The organism is Vibrio sp. M260112, assembly GCF_036533775.1.
Taxonomy (GTDB): Bacteria; Pseudomonadota; Gammaproteobacteria; order Enterobacterales; family Vibrionaceae; genus Vibrio.
The window spans coordinates 14,982-36,290 of sequence record NZ_JATABH010000039.1 but is presented as its reverse complement, the minus strand read 5'-3'; the positions used below and the strand labels follow the sequence as shown (position 1 = coordinate 36,290).

23 protein-coding genes, 9 tRNA genes and 2 pseudogenes are annotated in these 21,309 nt (G+C 45.3%); 22 read left to right on the top strand and 12 right to left on the bottom strand.

The window, feature by feature from the left end; genetic code table 11:
• Window positions 1-20: 20 nt before the first annotated feature.
• Window positions 21-320, top strand: a pseudogene (gene ruvX / locus QTN95_RS15350) (Holliday junction resolvase RuvX); the annotation flags it as partial.
• 290 nt (window positions 321-610) lie between these two features.
• On the opposite strand, the gene QTN95_RS15345 reads toward ruvX, so the two are convergent.
• Together QTN95_RS15345 and QTN95_RS15340 are read right to left on the bottom strand one after the other, a co-directional pair.
• A complete protein-coding gene (locus QTN95_RS15345) occupies window positions 611-1,717 on the bottom strand; it encodes a PilT/PilU family type 4a pilus ATPase (RefSeq protein ID WP_331418047.1) in 1,107 nt (368 codons plus the stop codon).
• A 15-nt stretch (window positions 1,718-1,732) separates the two neighbouring features.
• Window positions 1,733-2,770, bottom strand: coding sequence for a type IV pilus twitching motility protein PilT (locus QTN95_RS15340; protein WP_331418046.1), 1,038 nt, complete (start codon window positions 2,768-2,770; stop codon window positions 1,733-1,735).
• Between the two features lie 25 nt (window positions 2,771-2,795).
• On the opposite strand from QTN95_RS15340, the gene QTN95_RS15335 reads away from it, so the two are divergent.
• From QTN95_RS15335 to hemW, 7 genes are read left to right on the top strand one after another with little or no spacing between them, the layout of a single operon-like run.
• A complete protein-coding gene (locus QTN95_RS15335; protein ID WP_331418045.1) occupies window positions 2,796-3,512 on the top strand; it encodes a YggS family pyridoxal phosphate-dependent enzyme in 717 nt (238 codons plus the stop codon).
• A 24-nt stretch (window positions 3,513-3,536) separates the two neighbouring features.
• Complete coding sequence (gene proC / locus QTN95_RS15330) at window positions 3,537-4,355, top strand: pyrroline-5-carboxylate reductase (protein WP_331418044.1); 819 nt, start codon at window positions 3,537-3,539, stop codon at window positions 4,353-4,355.
• A 38-nt stretch (window positions 4,356-4,393) separates the two neighbouring features.
• The gene (locus tag QTN95_RS15325) at window positions 4,394-4,951 is read left to right on the top strand and encodes a YggT family protein (RefSeq protein ID WP_138970666.1); all 558 of its coding nucleotides are present in this window, start codon (window positions 4,394-4,396) and stop codon (window positions 4,949-4,951) included.
• On the top strand, window positions 4,951-5,241 hold the full coding sequence (yggU, locus tag QTN95_RS15320; RefSeq protein WP_138970665.1) for a DUF167 family protein YggU: 291 nt from the start codon (window positions 4,951-4,953) through the stop codon (window positions 5,239-5,241). The genes QTN95_RS15325 and yggU overlap by 1 nt, the downstream gene beginning before the upstream one ends.
• Window positions 5,242-5,292: 51 nt before the next feature.
• The gene (locus QTN95_RS15315) at window positions 5,293-5,724 is read left to right on the top strand and encodes a DUF4426 domain-containing protein (RefSeq protein WP_331418043.1); all 432 of its coding nucleotides are present in this window, start codon (window positions 5,293-5,295) and stop codon (window positions 5,722-5,724) included.
• A gap of 44 nt (window positions 5,725-5,768) precedes the next feature.
• Window positions 5,769-6,368: an XTP/dITP diphosphatase gene (locus QTN95_RS15310; protein WP_331418042.1), complete on the top strand. Its 600-nt coding sequence runs from the start codon at window positions 5,769-5,771 to the stop codon at window positions 6,366-6,368.
• 24 nt (window positions 6,369-6,392) lie between these two features.
• Window positions 6,393-7,568, top strand: coding sequence for a radical SAM family heme chaperone HemW (gene hemW / locus QTN95_RS15305; RefSeq protein ID WP_331418041.1), 1,176 nt, complete (start codon window positions 6,393-6,395; stop codon window positions 7,566-7,568).
• Between the two features lie 225 nt (window positions 7,569-7,793).
• Here the strand turns inward: hemW and glsB are convergent, their stop codons facing one another.
• On the bottom strand, window positions 7,794-8,714 hold the full coding sequence (gene glsB, locus QTN95_RS15300; protein ID WP_138971440.1) for a glutaminase B: 921 nt from the start codon (window positions 8,712-8,714) through the stop codon (window positions 7,794-7,796).
• Window positions 8,715-8,848: 134 nt separating this feature from the next.
• On the bottom strand, window positions 8,849-9,568 hold the full coding sequence (gene trmB, locus QTN95_RS15295) for a tRNA (guanosine(46)-N7)-methyltransferase TrmB (RefSeq protein WP_269378546.1): 720 nt from the start codon (window positions 9,566-9,568) through the stop codon (window positions 8,849-8,851).
• A gap of 170 nt (window positions 9,569-9,738) precedes the next feature.
• Between trmB and mutY the strand changes: the two genes are divergently transcribed.
• The 14 genes and pseudogenes from mutY to QTN95_RS15225 form a co-directional block, all read left to right on the top strand.
• On the top strand, window positions 9,739-10,794 hold the full coding sequence (gene mutY, locus QTN95_RS15290; protein ID WP_331418040.1) for an A/G-specific adenine glycosylase: 1,056 nt from the start codon (window positions 9,739-9,741) through the stop codon (window positions 10,792-10,794).
• A 20-nt stretch (window positions 10,795-10,814) separates the two neighbouring features.
• The gene (locus QTN95_RS15285) at window positions 10,815-11,087 is read left to right on the top strand and encodes an oxidative damage protection protein (RefSeq protein WP_138971437.1); all 273 of its coding nucleotides are present in this window, start codon (window positions 10,815-10,817) and stop codon (window positions 11,085-11,087) included.
• A gap of 70 nt (window positions 11,088-11,157) precedes the next feature.
• Complete coding sequence (gene mltC, locus QTN95_RS15280; protein ID WP_331418039.1) at window positions 11,158-12,294, top strand: membrane-bound lytic murein transglycosylase MltC; 1,137 nt, start codon at window positions 11,158-11,160, stop codon at window positions 12,292-12,294.
• A gap of 103 nt (window positions 12,295-12,397) precedes the next feature.
• Window positions 12,398-12,473, top strand: a tRNA-Phe gene (locus tag QTN95_RS15275).
• A 65-nt stretch (window positions 12,474-12,538) separates the two neighbouring features.
• Window positions 12,539-12,614 (top strand) — tRNA-Thr (locus tag QTN95_RS15270).
• Window positions 12,615-12,621: 7 nt separating this feature from the next.
• Window positions 12,622-12,697, top strand: a tRNA-Phe gene (locus tag QTN95_RS15265).
• A gap of 41 nt (window positions 12,698-12,738) precedes the next feature.
• Window positions 12,739-12,814 (top strand) — tRNA-Asn (locus tag QTN95_RS15260).
• 299 nt (window positions 12,815-13,113) lie between these two features.
• Window positions 13,114-14,739 (top strand): methyl-accepting chemotaxis protein, encoded by a 1,626-nt coding sequence (locus QTN95_RS15255; protein WP_331418038.1) that lies wholly within the window; start codon window positions 13,114-13,116, stop codon window positions 14,737-14,739.
• A gap of 221 nt (window positions 14,740-14,960) precedes the next feature.
• Window positions 14,961-15,036, top strand: a tRNA-Phe gene (locus QTN95_RS15250).
• 54 nt (window positions 15,037-15,090) lie between these two features.
• Window positions 15,091-15,166 (top strand) — tRNA-Thr (locus QTN95_RS15245).
• 20 nt (window positions 15,167-15,186) lie between these two features.
• A tRNA-Asn gene (locus tag QTN95_RS15240) sits at window positions 15,187-15,262 on the top strand.
• Between the two features lie 10 nt (window positions 15,263-15,272).
• Window positions 15,273-15,348 (top strand) — tRNA-Thr (locus QTN95_RS15235).
• Between the two features lie 37 nt (window positions 15,349-15,385).
• Window positions 15,386-15,461, top strand: a tRNA-Asn gene (locus tag QTN95_RS15230).
• Between the two features lie 70 nt (window positions 15,462-15,531).
• A pseudogene (locus QTN95_RS15225) lies at window positions 15,532-15,651 on the top strand (MBL fold metallo-hydrolase); the annotation flags it as partial.
• Between the two features lie 75 nt (window positions 15,652-15,726).
• Here the strand turns inward: QTN95_RS15225 and QTN95_RS15220 are convergent.
• The 8 genes from QTN95_RS15220 to mlaF form a co-directional block, all read right to left on the bottom strand.
• Complete coding sequence (locus QTN95_RS15220) at window positions 15,727-16,467, bottom strand: 1-acylglycerol-3-phosphate O-acyltransferase (protein ID WP_138971434.1); 741 nt, start codon at window positions 16,465-16,467, stop codon at window positions 15,727-15,729.
• 118 nt (window positions 16,468-16,585) lie between these two features.
• On the bottom strand, window positions 16,586-17,845 hold the full coding sequence (gene murA, locus QTN95_RS15215) for a UDP-N-acetylglucosamine 1-carboxyvinyltransferase (protein WP_331418037.1): 1,260 nt from the start codon (window positions 17,843-17,845) through the stop codon (window positions 16,586-16,588).
• Between the two features lie 9 nt (window positions 17,846-17,854).
• Complete coding sequence (gene ibaG, locus QTN95_RS15210) at window positions 17,855-18,109, bottom strand: BolA family iron metabolism protein IbaG (protein WP_045957198.1); 255 nt, start codon at window positions 18,107-18,109, stop codon at window positions 17,855-17,857.
• Window positions 18,102-18,431 (bottom strand): STAS domain-containing protein, encoded by a 330-nt coding sequence (locus QTN95_RS15205; RefSeq protein ID WP_138971432.1) that lies wholly within the window; start codon window positions 18,429-18,431, stop codon window positions 18,102-18,104. Before QTN95_RS15205 ends, ibaG begins: the two co-directional genes overlap by 8 nt.
• The gene (gene mlaC / locus QTN95_RS15200) at window positions 18,428-19,069 is read right to left on the bottom strand and encodes a phospholipid-binding protein MlaC (protein WP_331418036.1); all 642 of its coding nucleotides are present in this window, start codon (window positions 19,067-19,069) and stop codon (window positions 18,428-18,430) included. The genes QTN95_RS15205 and mlaC overlap by 4 nt, the downstream gene beginning before the upstream one ends.
• A 10-nt stretch (window positions 19,070-19,079) precedes the next feature.
• Window positions 19,080-19,556, bottom strand: coding sequence for an outer membrane lipid asymmetry maintenance protein MlaD (gene mlaD / locus QTN95_RS15195; protein WP_138971430.1), 477 nt, complete (start codon window positions 19,554-19,556; stop codon window positions 19,080-19,082).
• Between the two features lie 2 nt (window positions 19,557-19,558).
• On the bottom strand, window positions 19,559-20,347 hold the full coding sequence (gene mlaE / locus QTN95_RS15190; protein ID WP_138971429.1) for a lipid asymmetry maintenance ABC transporter permease subunit MlaE: 789 nt from the start codon (window positions 20,345-20,347) through the stop codon (window positions 19,559-19,561).
• A complete protein-coding gene (gene mlaF, locus QTN95_RS15185) occupies window positions 20,347-21,144 on the bottom strand; it encodes a phospholipid ABC transporter ATP-binding protein MlaF (protein WP_331418035.1) in 798 nt (265 codons plus the stop codon). The genes mlaE and mlaF overlap by 1 nt, the downstream gene beginning before the upstream one ends.
• Window positions 21,145-21,309 lie beyond the last annotated feature (165 nt).

The window sequence follows — 21,309 nt, the reverse complement described above, 5'->3', positions numbered from 1 at the left end:
CAACAATAACGAAGAGAAACATGTCTAGAACAATTATGGCATTTGACTTTGGCACTAAAAGTATTGGCAGTGCGATAGGACAGGAAATTACGGGTACCGCTTCTCCGTTGAAAGCTTTTAAAGCTAATGATGGAATCCCAAATTGGGATGACATCGAAAAGCAAATCAAAGAGTGGCAACCGGATCTACTAGTGGTGGGTTTGCCTACCGACCTGCATGGCAAAGATCTTGAAACCATTACGCCAAGAGCGAAGAAGTTTGCTAACCGCCTACATGGCCGTTTTGGCTTAGCCGTCGAACTGCATGACGAACGCTTATCAGGGTAGCGAGAAGCGAGAAGCGAGAAGCGAGAAGCGAGAAGCGAGAAGCGAGAAGCGAGAAGCGAGAAGCGAGAAGCGAGAAGCGAGAAGCGAGAAGCGAGAAAATCTAGAAAGGGTTAACAGTGCATTTCAACCCTTTTCTTTTAAATTCAGACAATTAAGCTTAAATATTAGCCAGCGCTGCCTGCAACTTTCAACTCACTCATCACAAGCTCCTCTCGAAGGACGAAGTCCGCTCTAAATTCTCGTAGGGCGAAGCCCGATCTCGGAGCGAAGCGTTCTTATCCCCCCTAATCCATATCAATCTTAACATTACTCAACGCACTGCCACTTGAACCATTGCCACGCTGCGTGTTAAGCATGATTCTGAGATCATTGGCCGAATCTGCACTATGAAGTGCATCTTCCTCGCTAATTTGATTCTCGGTTACTAACTTATACAGTGCCTGATCAAAGGTTTGCATCCCCACCTCACTCGACTTAGCCATTGTTGCTTTTAACTCATGCAAGTCGCCACGTCGAATAAGATCAGAAACTCTTGGACTATTGAGCAACACTTCAAAGACACCATGACGACCCTGACCGTTTTTATCTCGAATCAGTTGCTGACCAATCACACCACGAAGATTCATCGACAAATCGAACAGGAATTGTTCTTTTTGCTCTTTGGGTACCAAATGTAAAATGCGTTCAAGAGCCTGATTTGCGTTATTGGCATGCAGAGTCGCCATACAGAGATGGCCTGTCTCAGCAAATGTCATTGCGTATTCCATTGTTTCACGCGAACGTATTTCTCCAATCAGAATCATATCAGGAGCCTGACGCAACGAATTCTTCAATGCAACTTCATAGCTTTCTGTATCTAAACCGACTTCACGTTGAGTCACAATGCAGCGCTGATGCTCGTGAACAAACTCAATCGGGTCTTCAACCGTTAATATATGCCCCGACTGATGAGTATTGCGATAACCAGTCATCGCCGCCATGGTGGTCGATTTACCCGACCCCGTCGCCCCAACGACTAGAACTAGTCCCCTCTTAGCGGTAGCCAGTTCTCTCAATACTTCAGGAAGTTTGAGTTCCTCAAAGGTGGGAATCCTTGTTTCAATCCGGCGAATAACGGCGCCGGGCAGCTCTCGCTGATAGAAAGCCGACACACGGAATCGTCCAAAGTGACGGACGATAGCAAAGTTAGCCTCTTTACTAGCATGAAACTCATGCTGGCGCTCTCTATCCATCATACTTTCAAGCAAGGAACTCACCACCGCATGTGAAAGTTTATCGCCTTGGGGACGCAGCTCACCATCCACACGATAAAGAACCGGAGCCCCAACCGTAATATAGAGATCTGACGACTTTTGATCGATCATCTGCTCTAAAAAAACATCAATATCCATACCGTTTCCACTCAATCAGAACATAGACGTTTCAAGTTCTATTTTCTTAGCAACTTCATCTGGCTCAACCAAGCCTTGTGCTATCAACTGTTTGGCATTCTGCTCCATGGTCTGCATCCCATGAGCAGCTCCGGTTTGAATCACAGACAACATCTGTGCGACTTTATCCTCACGAATAAGGTTGCGAATTGCAGGTGTCGCCATCATGATTTCATGGCAAGCTGTACGCCCACCACCAATACGTTTCAGCAGTTTTTGTGCAATAACCGCTCGCAATGATTCAGAGAGCATTGAGCGCACCATTTCTTTATCGCTACCAGGGAATACATCAATAATACGGTCAATGGTTTTTGCCGCCGAACTAGTGTGCAGAGTCCCAAACACCAAATGACCAGTTTCGGCCGCAGTTAGCGCTAAACTGATCGTCTCTTTATCTCGTAACTCCCCGACCAGAATAACATCTGGGTCTTCGCGTAAAGCACTGCGTAAAGCGTTACTAAAATTGTGTGTATCACGGTGGACTTCACGCTGATTGACTAAGCATTTGTTGTTGCTGTGAACAAATTCAATCGGGTCTTCAATCGTGAGGATATGCTTGTTGTGGTGACGGTTAATGTAGTCCACCATCGCTGCGAGCGTGGTCGATTTTCCAGAGCCCGTTGGCCCAGTCACCAATACCAACCCCTTTTCCATATTGGCAATTTTTTCAAAGATGGGCGGAGTGTTTAACTGTTCTAAGGTCGGAATCGTCATAGGGATGGTACGGAACACCGCTGCACAGCCTCGAGCCTGATTGAACGCATTGACACGAAATCGCCCAACGTCAGGTAACTCGAACGAAAAGTCGACTTCGAGTCGCTCTTCAAACTCGCTTCTTTGAGCGTCGTTCATCACATCAAATATCAATCGATGCACATCCGCATGATTAAAAGCTGGTACGCCAAGCTTTCTTACTTCACCATCTATCCTTACCATTGGAGATACTCCAGCAGAAAGATGTAGATCTGAAGCATTATGCTTTACACTAAAATCCAGTAATTCAGCGATATCCATTTAAAATCCTTAAGTAAAATCTGCTATGACTAGTATTCAACAAAATATTGAACAGATCACCTCACAGATTGAGGTCGCACAACAAAAGTGTGGACGCGGTCGGGACTCAGTGCAACTTCTCGCCGTCAGCAAGACTAAGCCTGTCGAAGCTATCCTTGAAGCCGCTCAAGCTGGGCAAGTCGCATTTGGAGAGAACTACGTCCAAGAGGGGGCAAATAAAGTCGCCCACTTCACCCAGTATCACCCTGAGCTGAACTTAGAATGGCACTTTATTGGCCCAATACAGTCCAATAAGTCGCGCCATGTTGCAGAAAGCTTTGACTGGGTACATACCGTCGATAGAACTAAGATAGCTCAACGTCTCAACAATCAGCGTCCAGAAGGCCTCGAGCCGATTCAGGTTCTGATTCAAGTAAATACCAGTGGCGAAGCATCAAAGTCCGGCATTGACGACGATGAAATCTTTGCTCTTGCTGAGTTGATTTCTCAGCTTCCGAACCTCACTTTAAGAGGATTGATGTCAATCCCTGCTAATGTTTCAGACTATGAGTCACAACTGGCGGCATTTACTCAATTAGCAACGCTCAAAGAGAAACTCGCGCATCATTTTCCTGATCAAAACATCGATACCTTGTCGATGGGAATGAGTGGTGATATGGAAGCCGCTATCGAAGCAGGTAGCACCATGGTTCGTATCGGTACCGCTATCTTTGGTACTCGCGATTACAGTAACAAAGCATAAATTGTTGAAAGGATACAAAGACTAATGGAACACAAGAAGATTGCCTTTATCGGCGCAGGCAATATGGTTAAAGCCATTGTGTCTGGCTTAATCGCAGATGGTTACCCAGCAGAACTTATCACAGCAACAGCCCCATCTGAGACACGTCGCTTACCATTAGAGCAAAGTTATGGTATCCAGACCACCAGCGACAATTTCTCAGCTGCACTACAAGCAGAGGTCATTGTACTGTCGGTTAAACCTCAGATGATGGAAGAGGTTTGCTGCCCACTGCAAAGCATCGACTTCTCAGGAAAGTTGGTGATTTCAATTGCGGCTGGTATCCAGTGTTCACGTCTAAACGAAATGCTCGGTTGTCCATTGAATATCGTTCGTGTCATGCCCAATACACCATCACAATTGGGACTAGGAATGAGTGGCCTGTTTGCTCCTGAACACGTAACAGCGCTAGACAAAGCTTTTGCTGCTGAGTTAATGCAAGCGGTAGGCAAAGTGTGTTGGGTTGAGCAAGAATCTGGCATCAATAACGTCATTGCAGCGGCTGGAAGTGCGCCTGCATACTTTTTCTTGTTTATGGAAGCCATGCAGGCAGAAGCCATCGCTCAAGGTTTTGATAAAGAGACAGCTCGTCTGCTCGTGCAGCAATCAGCGCTCGGTGCGGCAAGCATGGTCGTTGAAAACCCAGACACAGAACTGTCCATTCTACGTGAAAACGTGACATCCAAAGGGGGCACAACGGCTGAAGCCCTAAGAACATTCAATCAGCATCAACTTTCAGATATAGTAGCGAAAGCTATGCAGGCGGCCGTTGCTCGCGCTGAAGAGATGGAAAAACTGTTTTAATTACCAGAGCACAACGCTCTAGAAAATAAGGGTCACCTATGAATTCAATGAGTTTTCTGATTTCCACCCTGTTTGATCTCTACATCATGGTGGTGATCTTACGTATCTGGTTGCAAGCTGCCCGCGCAGACTTCTACAACCCGTTTTCACAATTCATTGTAAAAGCAACTCAGCCTGTTATTGCTCCACTACGTCGAATGATCCCATCTGCGGGCAGCCTAGACTTAGCAACAATTCTGTTCGCCTACCTACTGTGCGTATTGAAATTCGTCGCACTGGTTCTGATCGCTTCGAATGGCTCAGTATCCTTCAGTGCAGACTTCCTATTCCTAGGTCTATTGTCACTGATTAAAGCAGCGGGTGGCCTACTTTTCTGGGTGCTATTAATCCGCGCTATCCTAAGTTGGGTGAGTCAAGGTCGCAGTCCTATCGAATACGTGTTCCATCAGCTTACTGAACCTATGCTCGCACCTATCCGTCGCGTTATCCCAGCGATGGGTGGTTTTGACTTGAGTGTGTTAGTACTTTTTATTGCTCTACAATTCGCTAACTTTCTGATGGGCGACCTTATTGGCCCAATCTGGTATCAGCTATAATGTCACAAGCAGCTTGGTTTGACGGCGAGGATCTGATTCTTCGCCTTTACATCCAACCCAAGGCAAGCAGAGACAAGATCGTTGGGCAACATGGTGAAGAGATCAAGGTAGCAATAACCGCACCTCCGGTGGATGGGAAAGCCAATGCTCACCTGAGCAAGTACCTTGCAAAGCAGTTCAAGGTAGCCAAAGGACTCATCACCATAGAAAAAGGGGAACTTGGCCGACATAAACAAGTCAGGGTCAGTTCTCCAATACAAATACCCAATGAGGTACAAGCCATCATCTGATGGCTTTTTATTTATCACTCGTCAATGAAACGAATTTAAGAAGGAAGCCCAATGAAGAAATGGATCACACTCGCACTCATCAGCTTGTTTGCTGTACCAAGCTGGGCTGGTCAGTTCAAAACCATCAAAGATGTTGAGGTACACTACTCTGCCTTCAACTCTACTTTTTTAACGGCGCAGGTTGCCAGGAATTACAAGCTCAAACGTAACGCCTATTCAGCGATCCTTAACATCAGTGTGTTAGACAATTCGCAAGCAGGAAAACCCGCCATTACCGCTCAAATCACCGGTACCAGCAAAAACCTGTTAGGCCAGACTCGCCAGCTCAACTTTCGCGAAGTGCAGGAAGGCGACGCTATTTACTACTTAGCGGAGTTTCCTATTTCACAAGAGGAACAACTGACATTCGATTTGGATGTTAATGCTGGCATTAAGGGCACAGGAAGATTAAAGTTCACCCAGAAATTTTACGTAGAAGAGTAATGGCCAAACGGCATGACTCTCGTTCATCAAAGAGACAGAATCCAATGAGCAAGATTGTATTAGCGACAGGTAATCAAGGTAAGGTTCGCGAAATGGCAGACCTACTGTCTGATTTTGGTTTTGAAGTGCTAGCCCAAAGCGAATTCAACGTTTCTGAAGTTGCTGAAACTGGCACCACATTTATCGAGAATGCGATCATCAAAGCGCGCCACGCGGCAAAAGAAACCGGTCTTGCTGCCATTGCTGATGATTCAGGTTTAGAAGTAGACGCCCTCAAAGGTGCCCCAGGTATCTACTCCGCTCGCTATGCTGGCGAAGGTGCAAGTGACCAACAAAACCTTGAGAAGCTGCTCGACGCAATGAAAGAGGTGCCAGAAGAACAGCGCAGTGCTCGTTTCCATTGTGTGCTCGTGTTAATGCGCCATGAAAATGATCCAACTCCTGTCGTTTGTCACGGCAAGTGGGAGGGACGAATTCTCACTGAAGCTCACGGCGAAAATGGCTTCGGTTATGACCCAATCTTTTTCGTACCAGAAGACAACTGCGCTTCTGCTGAGTTAGAACCTGCACGTAAAAAACAGCTTTCACATCGCGGAAAAGCGCTCAAACAGTTGTTCGCGACTCTATCTGAACAACCGCTTTAATCACTACTCAGTCAACGATAGACAATGAGCAAACTTATCCCACCAGCACTAAGTCTTTATGTACACATCCCATGGTGTGTACAAAAGTGCCCGTACTGTGATTTTAACTCTCACGCTCTAAAGGCTGAGATCCCAGAAAATGAATACATCGCAGCACTGCTACAAGATTTAGACACAGATATTGAGCGTTACCAGATCAATGATAACCCGCGCCCGCTACACTCGATCTTTATCGGTGGCGGTACTCCTAGTCTGATATCGGCACAAGGTATTGCTGCACTTCTATCAGGAATTGAAGCTCGTATCCCTTTCAAACCCGACATAGAAATCACCATGGAAGCCAACCCTGGCACGATTGAGGCGGAGCGTTTTGCTGGCTATAGAAAAGCGGGAGTAACACGTATCTCCATCGGTGTGCAAAGCTTCGAGCAGCAAAAACTTGAGATGCTAGGTCGAATTCATGGGAAGGATGAAGCGGTCAATGCCGCTAAGCTGGCGCATCAAATCGGTCTTAGTAGCTTTAACCTCGATCTCATGCACGGATTACCGGATCAGTCTGTCAATCAAGCTCTGGCCGATCTCGATAAAGCGATCGAACTCGATCCTCCTCATTTATCTTGGTACCAGCTAACCATCGAACCTAACACCATGTTCTACTACAAGCAGCCTACCTTGCCCGATGACGATGACTTGTGGGATATTTTTGAGTTGGGACATCAAAAGTTAGCCAAAGCAGGCTACGTTCAGTACGAGATTTCCGGCTACAGTAAACCTGGTTATCAATGCCAGCATAACCTCAACTATTGGCGTTTTGGTGATTATCTTGGTATTGGTTGTGGCTCTCACGGAAAGATAAGCTTTAGCGGTGGTCGCATTATTAGAACCACAAAAGTCAAACATCCGCGAGGCTATCTAGCGGCGTATGACAATATGGTCAAACCTTACTTGAGTGACGAAACGGAAGTCAGCGAACAAGATCGCCCCTTCGAATTCTTTATGAATCGATTCCGCCTGATCGAAGCATGTCCGAAACAGGATTTTCTCGACACCACAGGACTTGGTTTCGAGACGATTGATGAGACGATTAACTGGGCGATTGGGCTAGGCTATCTCACAGAGACAAGCACTCACTGGCAGATAACGGAGAAAGGAAAGTTATTTTTGAATGACTTACTTGAAGCGTTTATGGCGGAAGAGTAAGCGAGAAGCGAGAAGCGAGAAGCGAGAAGCGAGAAGCGACAAAATTTTGAAGGGTTGGCACACAGCACCAACCCTTTCCTTTAAAAATCAGACAATTAAAATTAAATCTTAGCCAGCACTGCCTGCAACTTTCGACTCGCTCACCACAAGCTCCTCTTGAAGGGCGCAGCCCGAACTCGATTCTCGGAGCGAAGCGTTCTAGCATCTCGAAGGACGGAGTCCGTTCTAAAATATCGATCGCCCAATACGCTCTGCTAATAGTTCCAGCGCTTTGGTACCTGCTAACGAGTTACCAGACGGATCTAGCTCAGGCGACCAAACTGCAATGGTCATTTCTCCTGGCACAACTGCCATAATACCGCCTCCTACACCAGATTTACCCGGCATACCGACTCGGTAGGCAAACTCACCCGCACCATCATACAAACCACAGGTAGCCAACAAGGCATTCAACTGCTTAGTTTGAGTTGGCGTAATCACTGGTTTGCCAGTTTGAACTGATGAGCCCTTATTCGCTAGGTAGCTGAAGGTTTTGGCCAGATCGACACAGCTCATCTTGAGTGCACAGGCGTGGAAGTAGTTATTGAGCACCGGAATAACATCGTTCTCAAAATTACCAAAAGAACGCATGAGATATGCGATAGCCGCATTACGGTCACTGTGCATCATCTCAGAGGCGGCTACCACCTTGTCATAACAGATAAGTGTATCGCCTGATAACTGACGAACAAACTCAAGCAAACGCTGGCGAGGTGCAGAGAGGCGGCTATTCAGCAAATCCGCGACAACAATTGCGCCCGCATTGATAAAGGGGTTACGTGGAATACCCTGTTCCATTTCCAACTGAATCAGCGAGTTAAATGCCTGACCTGAAGGCTCTTTACCGACTCTTGCCCAAATTTCCTCTGGCTTATATAAGCACATTGCCAAGGTTAAACTCAGCGCTTTAGAGATGGATTGAATCGAGAACGCCTCATCAGCATCCCCCGCTTTAATCACTTCACCTTGATTGGTAAATACAGCAATACCTAGCTTAGACGCAGGCACTTTCGCCAATGCGGGAATATAATCAGCGACTTTACCTTGCCCAATAAGAGGGCGAACCTCAGCGAGGATTTCTATTAAGATTTCTTGTGTCGGCTTCATCAGTAACCTTTAAAATCAATTAGTTATTATTATTTTCTTATAAGGTCAAAAAAGCCAACACATCAATGTTGGCTTTTTAAATCTCTTCACGTCAGCGCGATTGGCCGTCTTAACCAGCCAATAACGTTGGACAATTATTTTACGCGTTTGTACTTAATATCCCAAACGCCATGGCCTAAGCGATGACCACGTGCTTCAAATTTTGTTAGCGGGCGCTCATCCGGACGTGGAATATAGTCACCATCTTGAGCGATGTTTTCAAAACCAGGCGCTTGGTTCATCACTTCAATCATATGCTCTGCGTAGTTTTCCCAGTCAGTTGCCATATGGAAAATACCTTCGCCTTCAATCAGCTTTTGACGAACCATTTCAGCGAAATCTAGCTGAACGATACGGCGCTTGTGGTGACGCTTTTTGTGCCACGGATCTGGGAAGAACAATTGAAGAGTGGCGAGGCTGCTATCTGGAATCATGTTAGCAAACACTTCTACCGCGTCATGACACATAACACGTAGGTTAGTGATACCCGCTTCACGCGCATCTGACAAACAAGCACCAACACCTGGGCTATGTACTTCGATACCGATAAAGTTTTTCTCAGGTGCATTTTTCGCCATTTCAACCAGCGATGCCCCCATACCAAAACCAATTTCAAGAACAACAGGGTTGTCGTTACCAAACACCTCTTTCCAATCAAGAAGTTCATTTTGGTAATCTATACCCATTGCTGGCCAACACTCATTCATCGCGTTTTCTTGACCCTTGGTCAGACGACCTTCGCGTCGAACAAAGCTGCGAATTTTGCGTATCAATTTACCGTCTTCGTTGTACTCGTTAGTGGTCACTTCACTCATGATTTTGCCTGTCTAAAAATTGGTCTCGACTCAAAGGGATTGTGATTATCCAAAGAATTGCCACTGGTGCAAGTTTTTTAGCTAATTCCACACAGTTTATCGGTTGTACTTTACCCATAAACTATGGTGCAATTTTGCAAGATTAGATAACAAAATAAACAGAGCAAGTCGTGACCCCTTTCGCCAGCGCCATCCTCGAATGGTATGAAAACTATGGACGTAAAAGCCTACCTTGGCAGAAAAACAAAAGCGCCTATAGCGTTTGGCTGTCTGAAATCATGTTGCAACAGACCCAAGTTGCCACTGTGATCCCCTATTACCAACGTTTTCTGCAACGCTTTCCAACCGTAGTAGATCTCGCGAATGCGGAACAAGATGAAGTCTTACACCTGTGGACAGGACTTGGTTACTACGCCAGAGCACGAAACCTCCATAAAGCAGCAAAAGTCGTTACCGAACAATATGGTGGAGAGTTCCCACTAAACATTGAAGAGATGAACGCATTACCTGGAATTGGACGCTCCACTGCTGCCGCCATACTCTCTTCCGTTTACAAGCAACCACACGCTATTTTGGATGGCAATGTTAAGCGAACTTTAGCTCGGAGCTTTGCGGTAGAAGGATGGCCGGGACAGAAAAATGTTGAGAATCAATTGTGGCAATATGCAGAACAACACACCCCCTCAGTTGATGTCGACAAATACAACCAAGCGATGATGGATATGGGGGCGATGGTCTGTACACGCAGTAAGCCTAAATGTACCCTCTGCCCTATCGAGTCTTTCTGCCTTGCCAACAAACAGGGTAATCCACTCGACTATCCAGGTAAGAAGCCTAAAAAAGAGAAACCGTTTAAGGAAACGTGGTTTGTCATGCTACACCACAACAATCATGTGTGGCTGGAACAACGCCCTCAATCTGGAATTTGGGGTGGGTTGTTCTGTTTTCCTGAAGCTGAAGATGACAATATCGTCCATCAGCTTGATATACGTAATGTTACTGAGGATACAATCAAAGACCAGACTCAGTTGATCGCATTCCGCCATACCTTTAGCCATTATCATCTCGATATCACACCAATTTTGGTAGACCTATCAAAGCAACCCAATGTGGTAATGGAAGGAAGCAAAGGTCTTTGGTATAACTTATCGCAACCTGAAGAGATCGGTTTAGCCGCGCCAGTTAAGCAATTACTGGAAAGCTTGCCTTTTGAACTTCAAAGTTAATCATATTTTAAGGAGTCGTTATGAGCCGCACTGTATTTTGTGCTCGACTACAAAAAGAAGCTGATGGTCTTGATTTTCAGCTTTATCCGGGTGAACTAGGAAAGCGTATTTTTGATAATATTTCTAAAGAAGCTTGGGCACAGTGGCAACACAAACAGACCATGCTGATCAATGAAAAAAAACTCAATATGATGGATCCTGAACACCGTAAGTTAATCGAAACTGAAATGGTTAACTTCCTGTTTGAAGGTAAAGAAGTCCATATTGAAGGCTACACTCCGCCTAGCGAGTAACCCTAGCCTGAATTGAGATACGGAAAAATGACATCATTGCCAGCAGTGATGTCATTTTTTTAGGAGATATATGAAGAAGTTAGCGTATTTTTTTCTCGCGATGTCATTAACAGGTTGCAGCCGAGAGTTTGTTGAAAACCTGTATGATGTGAACTATGAACCGACGAACCGTTTTGCCAAAAATCTCGCTCAGCTACCCGGTCAGTTTGAAAAAGACACAGCGGCACTTGATGCACTGATCAACAGCTTTTCGGGCAACATCGAAAAGCGTTGGGGACGCAACGAAATTAAATTTGCGGGCAAAAGTAACTACGTAAAATACATAGATAACTATCTTAGTCGTTCAGAAGTAAACTTCGATAAAGGCTTGATTACTATCGAAACCGTCTCTCCTACGGATCCTAAGGCACATCTAAAAAATGCCATCATCACGACTTTGCTGACACCAGATGATCCCTCAAACGTCGACCTTTTTTCCTCTAAAGAAATCACTTTGGAAGGCCAACCATTTCTTTATCAACAAGTTGTTGACCAAGATAACAAGCCTATTCAGTGGTCATGGCGTGCTAATCGATTCGCAGATTATCTGATCGCCAATAAGCTGAAAGTCAAAGACGTAGATTTTAAGAAAGCCTATTACGTCGAAATTCCGATGGTAGCGGAACAGTTTGAAATTCGTAGCTACAAATATGCAGACATCGTTCAACGAGCATCCCGCAAGTACGACATACCTGAAGACCTAATTTACGCCATCATCAAAACAGAAAGTAGCTTCAACCCCTATGCCGTAAGCTGGGCAAACGCTTATGGTTTAATGCAAGTCGTACCAAAAACAGCAGGGCGAGACGTATTTAAGTTAGTCAAAAAACGCTCTGGAGAGCCGACACCCGAGTACTTGTTTAACCCAGAAAACAATATTGATACTGGGACTGCCTACTTCTACATCCTGAAAAATCGTTACTTGAAAGACGTGAACCATCCAACTTCGTTGGAGTACAGCATGATTTCAGCATACAACGGTGGTACTGGTGGTGTATTGAACACTTTCAACCGTAATGACCGCAAACGTGCGATGAACGACCTCAACTCATTGCAACCCAATCAGGTTTATTGGGCGCTGACGAAAAAGCACCCTAACGCCGAAGCACGTCGTTACTTAGAAAAAGTTACCAAATTCAAAAAGGATTTTAACTCAGGTAAAACATAATCATTAAAAACGGCTAAATAATCGGCACTTAACCACTTTTTTGAATTTTTTTCTAAAAACAAGTTGACGGCAAGAGCGAAAATCCGTTTAATAGCGCTCCGTCGCCCGGATAGCTCAGTCGGTAGAGCAGAGGATTGAAAATCCTCGTGTCGGTGGTTCGATTCCGCCTCCGGGCACCACAATTTGATTTGTTGGTGTCTTAACGAAAGTGACAACACGAACAAAAGCATAACGAATATAGTGTGCCGACTTAGCTCAGTAGGTAGAGCAACTGACTTGTAATCAGTAGGTCACCAGTTCGATTCCGGTAGTCGGCACCATTCTTTTGCCTCGATAGCTCAGTCGGTAGAGCAGAGGATTGAAAATCCTCGTGTCGGTGGTTCGATTCCGCCTCGAGGCACCATTATTTGGTGTACTTACGAAGTAAGACACAAACATAATAGTTCCTCCTTAGCTCAGTTGGTAGAGCGACGGACTGTTAATCCGCAGGTCGCTGGTTCGAGCCCAGCAGGAGGAGCCACTTTAAGAAGCCAAGTCGAAAGACTTGGCTTTTTTCATTTCTAGCGCGCAAACTTCTATTTCCACGCTATACCTCACCCACGCTATCCGGTTACTGCAACCAAATCTTTAACTTGTACTCACTTGCCACATTTCAATACACCAGAGTTATCAATTTTAGTGACTTTTTTTTAGGTACGAAATATATTCACCCCCAAGCAGATAAATATTTAATCTGTTCTACAATAAGATGACAAGACGAATAAAGTACACCTAATTGTCCCTTTTAAATTTCAGAATGATCAATTTGCGAGCAATTATATGAAACTAAAGACACAAGCTTATTTATTATCAGGAATTATCCTGATTGCTCTACTCGCTTTAACGGCTACTGGGTTATGGACTCTGCGTGTTGCCAGCAACTTTGATAACAAGCAACGAGTTACTGAGCTATTTAAAAGTGCCTACAGCATATTAAGCGAAGTGGAGAAAATGGTCGTCGACGGCACATTAGAAGAGCAGCAAGCCAAAGCCATTGCCACTCGCCTATTGAGAAACAATATCTACAAAGATAATGAATACGTTTATGTCGCCGATGAAAATATGACGTTTGTAGCAACACCATTAGACCCTCAGCTACATGGTACCAGCTTCCATGATTTCAAAGATGGTAACGGCAATAGTGTCGGACAACTTATTCAAGACGTTTTAGGTCGTAAAACAGGCCAGATCGTTGAATACACTTGGACGCAAAAGCAGGCCGATGGCAGCATTGAAAGTAAACTTTCTATTGCACAAAAGACCCCTAAATGGGGATGGGTTGTTGGCACAGGGATAGGTTTCAATGAGGTCAACGCTCGATTCTGGGCAACGGCACAATGGCAGTTAGCTCTCTGTTTGATCATTGCGGGGGCTATTTTAGCCGTATTGGTGTTCTCAATTCGTCGTATGCTCACGCTATTAGGCGGTGAACCTCAAGAAGTACGTAAAGCCGTGCAAGAAGTCGCCAATGGTACCATTCAAACGTCGTTCTCTTCTAAGGCCGCTCCAGGAAGTATCTACGAAGCGGTTCAGCAAATGAGTCAGTCACTAGCGCAATTGGTCAGCAACCTAGACGGATCTATGCATGCGCTTCGCAATGAGCTAGCGAGCGTAGAAAGCCGTTCTGCGACCATCGCTCAATTAACCGATTCTCAGCAACAATCGACCACCATGATTGCAACAGCAATGACTGAAATGGCCTCTTCGGCAAACAACGTTGCTGACTCGGCAAGTGATACAGCGCGTAATACTGAAGAAGCAGATAAACAAAGCCAGCATACTCAACAGCTGATTCACAACACCGTAGATAACATCCAAGGCTTAGCTAGCCAGTTGGGTACCGCGAGCAAAGCAGTCGCTGATTTAGACAGCGACGTTAATAATATTGTTAAAGTCTTAGATGTAATCGGTGATATTGCAGAACAAACAAACTTGCTGGCACTGAACGCAGCCATTGAAGCGGCACGAGCGGGTGAACAAGGCCGAGGCTTTGCAGTCGTTGCCGATGAGGTACGTAACTTAGCAGGACGAACTCAAGACAGTACCAAAGAGATCCAACTGATGATAAATAACCTTCAACAAGGCTCGCGCAATGCCATTAGCACCATGAAAGTCTGCGCGGAAACCAGTGAAAGCACCGTTGAAGAATCTCAAAATGCCTCTGCGGCTTTACAACAGATCGTTGTCGCTCTGGAGTCTATTACAGAAATGAGTCATCAAATTGCAACTGCCGCGGCAGAACAGACCCAAGTGAGTGACGATATTTCTCAACGTATCAATATGATTGAAGATAGCGGCAATCAGCTAAGTAGCGTAGTGACAGAGAGTCACAACAGCACACAAAGCCTAGCTCAATTAGCCAATGAACTAGAAAATTGGGTAAGTAAGTTTACTGTTAAGCACTAAAAACCGTTGGAGTAACAAAAAGCACGCCTCTTCGCGTGCTTTTTTGTTCTTTACCCCTCACTATTCCGGTCGATTTTTGCGATAACGCCTTTTGCTCCCTATACATTTCTTATCCAAAATGGATAAAAACAGCCCATTAAGTATAGAAAAACAACAAACGATATTTTTTTTGCATTTTCATGTTGACCTAAAGCACGAAAAGCATTTTAATACACCTCGTCGCCCGGATAGCTCAGTCGGTAGAGCAGAGGATTGAAAATCCTCGTGTCGGTGGTTCGATTCCGCCTCCGGGCACCACAATTTATTTGTTGGTGTCTCGATAAGACTTCAACAACGAAAAGAAATAGATGCGCCGACTTAGCTCAGTAGGTAGAGCAACTGACTTGTAATCAGTAGGTCACCAGTTCGATTCCGGTAGTCGGCACCATTTCTTTCAAAACGAATAATTCCTCCTTAGCTCAGTTGGTAGAGCGACGGACTGTTAATCCGCAGGTCGCTGGTTCGAGCCCAGCAGGAGGAGCCACTTTTAGTGTGCCGACTTAGCTCAGTAGGTAGAGCAACTGACTTGTAATCAGTAGGTCACCAGTTCGATTCCGGTAGTCGGCACCATTCTTTCTTAATGTAGAAAGAAAAAACCAAGAATAATTCCTCCTTAGCTCAGTTGGTAGAGCGACGGACTGTTAATCCGCAGGTCGCTGGTTCGAGCCCAGCAGGAGGAGCCACTTTAAAAAGCCAAGTCGAAAGACTTGGCTTTTTTTATATCAACTGAAATGAAATTGTCTCCTCTCCCCAGTGCGCCAGTTCAACATTGATATGCTATGTCCACAGCATGGTGGCATTTTTAAAGGCGATAATATTCAACGCTTTTTAGACTGGCCGGATAATCTTGATGTGGGTATTGCCGTGAAATGATCACTGTTCTCGACGCATAAAAAAACCAGTAGATTTGCATCTACTGGTTTATACATACCTATCACGCACATAACGTTAGGCTTTTACGCCCTGCTGCTGATTTAGCATTGCCACTTCGGCATCAAGCGCTTCAAGCTTCGCTTCCATCTGCTCACGACAAGTGTTTGCGAGTTCACGTACATGCTCTTTACCGTATTCATCGACCTGCACTGGAGGCAGCATCTCTACGATAACATGGCCGTTATTCCAGCGGTTGAGCTTAATACCTGACGTTGAGCTACACACAATAGGAATAATGGGTAGCTTAGCGCCAATGGCGGCATGGAAAGCGCCCGTTTTAAATGGCAGCAAACCACGTCCACGTGAGCGAGTGCCCTCAGGAAACATCCAGACTGACACATCACTGTTGTTCATGCTATCAACCACTTGATCAATGGTGCCTTTCGCCTTTGAACGGTTAGCGCGGTCGATTAAGATATTCCCCGTTAGCCAATATAGCTGACCAAACAGAGGCATCCACGCAAGGCTCTTTTTACCCACCGTCACGACTTTTGGCGTAACCGCAGAAGAGACTGTAAACAAATCCCAGTTATTCTGGTGGTTAGCGATATAGATATGCTGACCACGCTCATAAGCATCCTCAGGGATACGCAGCTCAAGTTTGATGCCGAAAACACGTGACATCTTGCCAAACAGGCGACCAAAGGTAAAAACGTGTTTTGGATTACGTGGACTCAATAAACAGTAGCCGCAACCAAAAACAAACATCACAATTGCAAAAATCGCAACAGCCAATACACGTAGTAGTGCAATCATTGTGGTTCTCCAAGATCAGCGGGGAATCATTTTAATTGCCCCAGACTTTACCTGATCTGTTTTTCATAAAAAAGCCGAAACTCGCGTTTCGGCTTACAAGCGTTAGCTGATTTTATCTCTAATCGCGGAAACGTTCAATATTTGCGCCAAGAGCAGATAATTTATCTTCAATTTTATCGTAGCCACGATCAATGTGATAAATACGATCAACGATAGTTTCACCGTGAGCAATACAGCCAGCAATCACTAAGCTCGCTGAGGCACGAAGGTCGGTTGCCATGACCTGAGCACCACTTAGCTCATTAACGTCACCACAGATGACTGTGTTGCCTTCGATTTCAGCTTTAGCGCCCATACGCATTAATTCTGGCACATGCATAAAGCGGTTTTCAAAGATGTTCTCTGTGATCACGCCGCCACCCTTTGCCATCATGTTAAGCAAAGTAAACTGAGCCTGCATATCAGTAGGGAAACCAGGGTGAGGCGCCGTACGAATCGTTACCGCCTTGAGTTCACGACCTGTCATATCGACTGAGATCCAATCTTCCCCTGTCTCTACCGCAGCACCCGCTTCTTCTAACTTAGCCAAAACGGCTTCTAGAAGATGTGCTTTCGTATTGCGACAAGTGACTTTGCCACCAGAAACAGCGGCTGCAACGAGGAAGGTACCCGTTTCAATACGGTCAGCAACAACTGAATGTTTGCCACCGCCAAGACGTTCAACACCTTCAATTGTAATTGTGTCTGTGCCTGCACCTGAGATTTTTGCCCCAAGTTTATTTAGGAACTCAGCTGTGTCGACAATTTCCGGCTCACGTGCTGCGTTGTCCAGCACTGTCGTACCTTCTGCCAAAGTGGCCGCACACATAATTGTAATGGTGGCACCAACACTGACTTTGTCCATCACGATGTGAGCGCCTTTCAGGCGTCCATCAACATTGGCTTTCACATACCCATCTTCAAGAGTAATGGTTGCACCCAACTGCTCTAGACCATGAATATGGAGATCAACCGGACGTGCACCAATCGCACAACCACCCGGCAATGAAACTTGACCTTGACCAAAACGCGCTACTAGTGGACCTAATGCCCAAATAGATGCACGCATCGTCTTTACTAAGTCGTAAGGCGCGCAGTATTCATTGATACAGCTAGGGTCAACGTGGACAGACCCATTACGCTCGACTTTCGCCCCAAGACGTCCCAATAGCTCCATCGTTGTGTCGATGTCACGTAAACGTGGAACATTGGCTACTTCAACTGGCTCTTCAGCAAGAATAGAAGCAAATAAAATTGGTAGTGCGGCGTTCTTGGCACCTGAGATGATCACTTCACCTACTAGAGGCTGTTTAGAACCTATAACTCGAAACTTTTCCATTTTTAAACCTTACAGTGACATCAACTTCTTATCACGAGCCCACTCTGCAGGAGTGTAAGCTTTAATAGAAACAGCGTGGATGTCATTTCGTTGGATATATTCCATCAGTGGTGCATAAATTAGCTGTTGTTTTTTAACGCGACTCATTCCGTCGAAGCAAGCATCAACAGCAACGACTTCATAATGACTGCCTTCGCCTTTGACGTGCAGCTCTTCTAGATTCAGTGCTTCGTTTAAAATCTGTTGTACTTTTGCGCTATCCACAATTCACCCCTGTAGTATTCTTTAAATGCTTAGCAACGATTTGTTCTACATTGCTTAGCTGAAATAATGTGCGCAATTCATTCGGCACGAAACTGAGCATTATATGACAGTTTTGCTTTTTTGCATTGTCTATTAGATGAATTAACATCACCATTCCTGCCGAATCGACTCGTTCAACCGACTTTAGCGACAACTCCATCTCACTCAACGTTGGTTTGAACCTCTGTAGCTGTGCCCATAGGGCAGGCACTGTGTCTCTGTCCAAGTTGCCGTTTAAGGCACATTGTTGCTCACTGATCACTTGCCACTGCGGATGCATCATTGAGCTTTACTCTCAAAGCGAATAGCTTGCTGAGACAGTGCTTCTAGCTCATCAGCAACAGCAGCAATGCCCTCTTGACGTAGCTTAGTGCTCCATTCAGATTGCTTACTAGAGAGCAAGCTAATACCCTCAGCAATCATATCAAACACTTGCCATTCACCCGTGTTCTTATCTTTTCTTAGCTTGAACTCAAGCTTAATGTTGGGTCTTGGCGAATCAACGATATCCACTTTGACACCAATAATATTTTTGTCCGCACTATTTTTCGCTTCAGGACCAAATTCAATGGTCTGATCCGTGTATTGAGTAAGCACTTGAGCGTAAGAGCTAATGAGATAAGAGCGAAATGCGACGATAAACTGACTCACATCTTCACGTTTAGCGCCTTTTAAATTAGGGCCCAGTAACTTGAGTGCTGCGTATTTCTCATTGACGAAAGGCATAAGCTCTTCTTCAACAATCACTTTCAAATAGTTTGGATCTTGGTGAATCAGTGGTTGCTCTGATTTGAGTCGCTCAAAAGCACGCTCAGAGACCAGCTTCATCATGTCATATGGCTGAGTCTTATCAATTTCATTCGCAGCCACATTAAATGTGACAAAAAATGCCAGAAGAGTAAGTACTAACTTTCTCAACATGTTTATCTCCTTACTCATCAGAGCCGCCTACACTGTAAAGAACCTGTCCAATCAAATCTTCAAGTACAAGTGCAGACTTAGTATCTTCAATATAGTCCCCTTCCACCAGCATCTGCTCATCGTCAAATACAAAGCCTGGTGTGAGACCAATATACTGCTCGCCGATCAAACCAGAAGTAAGGATTTTCACACTAGATGTCTCTGGGAACTGATCGTACTTACTATTGATCGCCATGGTAACAACGGGTAGTAAAGACTCACTATTCAAGTTGATCGCCGCGACACGTCCGATAACCACGCCACCCACTTTGACCGGTGAACGAACCTTCAAACTACCAATATTGTCGAACTCAGCTTTGAGTGTATAAGTATCGTTAGAGCCTAGCCCTTTCACGTCAGCGACTTGAAAAATCATCACCAGAATTGCGCAAATTCCGGCAAGAACAAAGCTACCGACCCATAATTCAATCTTTCGAGTTTGTTGCATGATTAGTTCCCAAACATCAATGCGGTTAGTACGAAGTCTAGACCAAGTACAGCAAGAGAAGAGTGGACTACGGTGCGTGTTGTAGCACGGCTGATACCTTCAGATGTAGGTATCGCATCGTAGCCATTAAATAAAGCTATCCAAGTAACAGTGATTGCGAAAGCGATACTCTTAATCATGCTGTTACCAATATCCTGACCAAGCTCTACGGAGGCTTGCATTGCTGACCAGAAGCTGCCGTGGTCGATTCCTTTCCAATCAACCCCGACAAGTTGACCGCCCCAAATACCGACAGCCATGAAAATCATCACTAGTAGAGGCATAGATATCACACCCGCCCAAAATCGTGGTGCAATCACTCGTTTGAGTGGATCAACCGCCATCATCTCCATACTGGAAAGCTGCTCTGTTGCTTTCATCAAACCAATTTCGGCCGTTAAGGCTGACCCTGCACGACCGGCGAATAGCAAAGCCGTGACGACAGGTCCTAACTCACGTAGCAATGACAACGCCACCATTTGACCTAGCGCCCCTTCAGCACCGAAATCAACCAGAATGACGTAACCCTGTAAGCTCAGTACCATGCCAATAAATAGACCAGACAGCACGATAATGATCAGCGACTGAACACCGACTGTATAAAGTTGCTTTACCAACAATGGGAAGTTTTTAACTGGCTGTGGCTTACTCGCTAAAGCACCGAATAGCATTAAACTTGCACGACCAAACGACTCTGTTACGGATAAGGCGCGACGACCAACAGAAGCCACAAAATTTGCTAAGCCTGCCATTATAAGAAGAGCTCCTCAGCTAGAGGTTGAGACGGATAACGGAATGGTACAGGGCCGTCGGCATCCCCTACAAGAAATTGCTGCACTTGTGGATCTGGGTTAGTACGTAGCTCTTCAGGGGTTCCATGAGCAATGACTTTACCATTTGCCAGTATGTAGACTAAATCGGCAATACTCATTACTTCTGGAACATCATGTGAAACCACGACGGATGTCACACTGAGTGCTTGATTCAGGTTGCGGATCAGTTCAACGAGCACACCCATGGTGATGGGGTCTTGGCCAACAAAAGGTTCATCATACATGATTAGGTCTGGGTCTAGCGCGATAGCTCGAGCGAGTGCCGCTCGTCTTGCCATACCACCGGACAGTTCACTCGGCATCAGTGAAGCGGCACCACGCAGCCCCACCGCTTCTAGTTTAAGTAGCACCAAAGTGCGGATCAGAGACTCATCCAAATTTGTATGTTCACGTAGAGGAAAGGCAACGTTGTCAAAAACAGACAAATCGGTGAACATAGCCCCCGATTGAAACAACATGCTCATCTTTTTTCGCTCTTGGTAGAGCTTTTTACGACTAAGCGATGGAATGTTGTGACCGTCAAACCAGATCTCGCCACTTTCTGGGTAGATTTGACCTCCAATAAGACGTAGCAGTGTCGTTTTACCAATGCCAGAAGGTCCCATGATAGCGGTGATTTTTCCCTTAGGTACACTCAAGCTAACGTTATCAAATATTTTGCGCTCTCCACGAGAAAACATGAGCTGCTTTATTGTAACTAGGTCTTCGGATTCCATCTTGAGCTATTACCCTTTCCCTTATGAATGGGCAATCATAAGCACATTCATTTACAATTTAAAGCACTGTTCGATTAATTGTGAGATCTTCGAATATTCTTGGCAATCCTAATAACTCAAGGCATCTCTAATCAAATAGACAATTTGGTTAACAATTAATTGAAT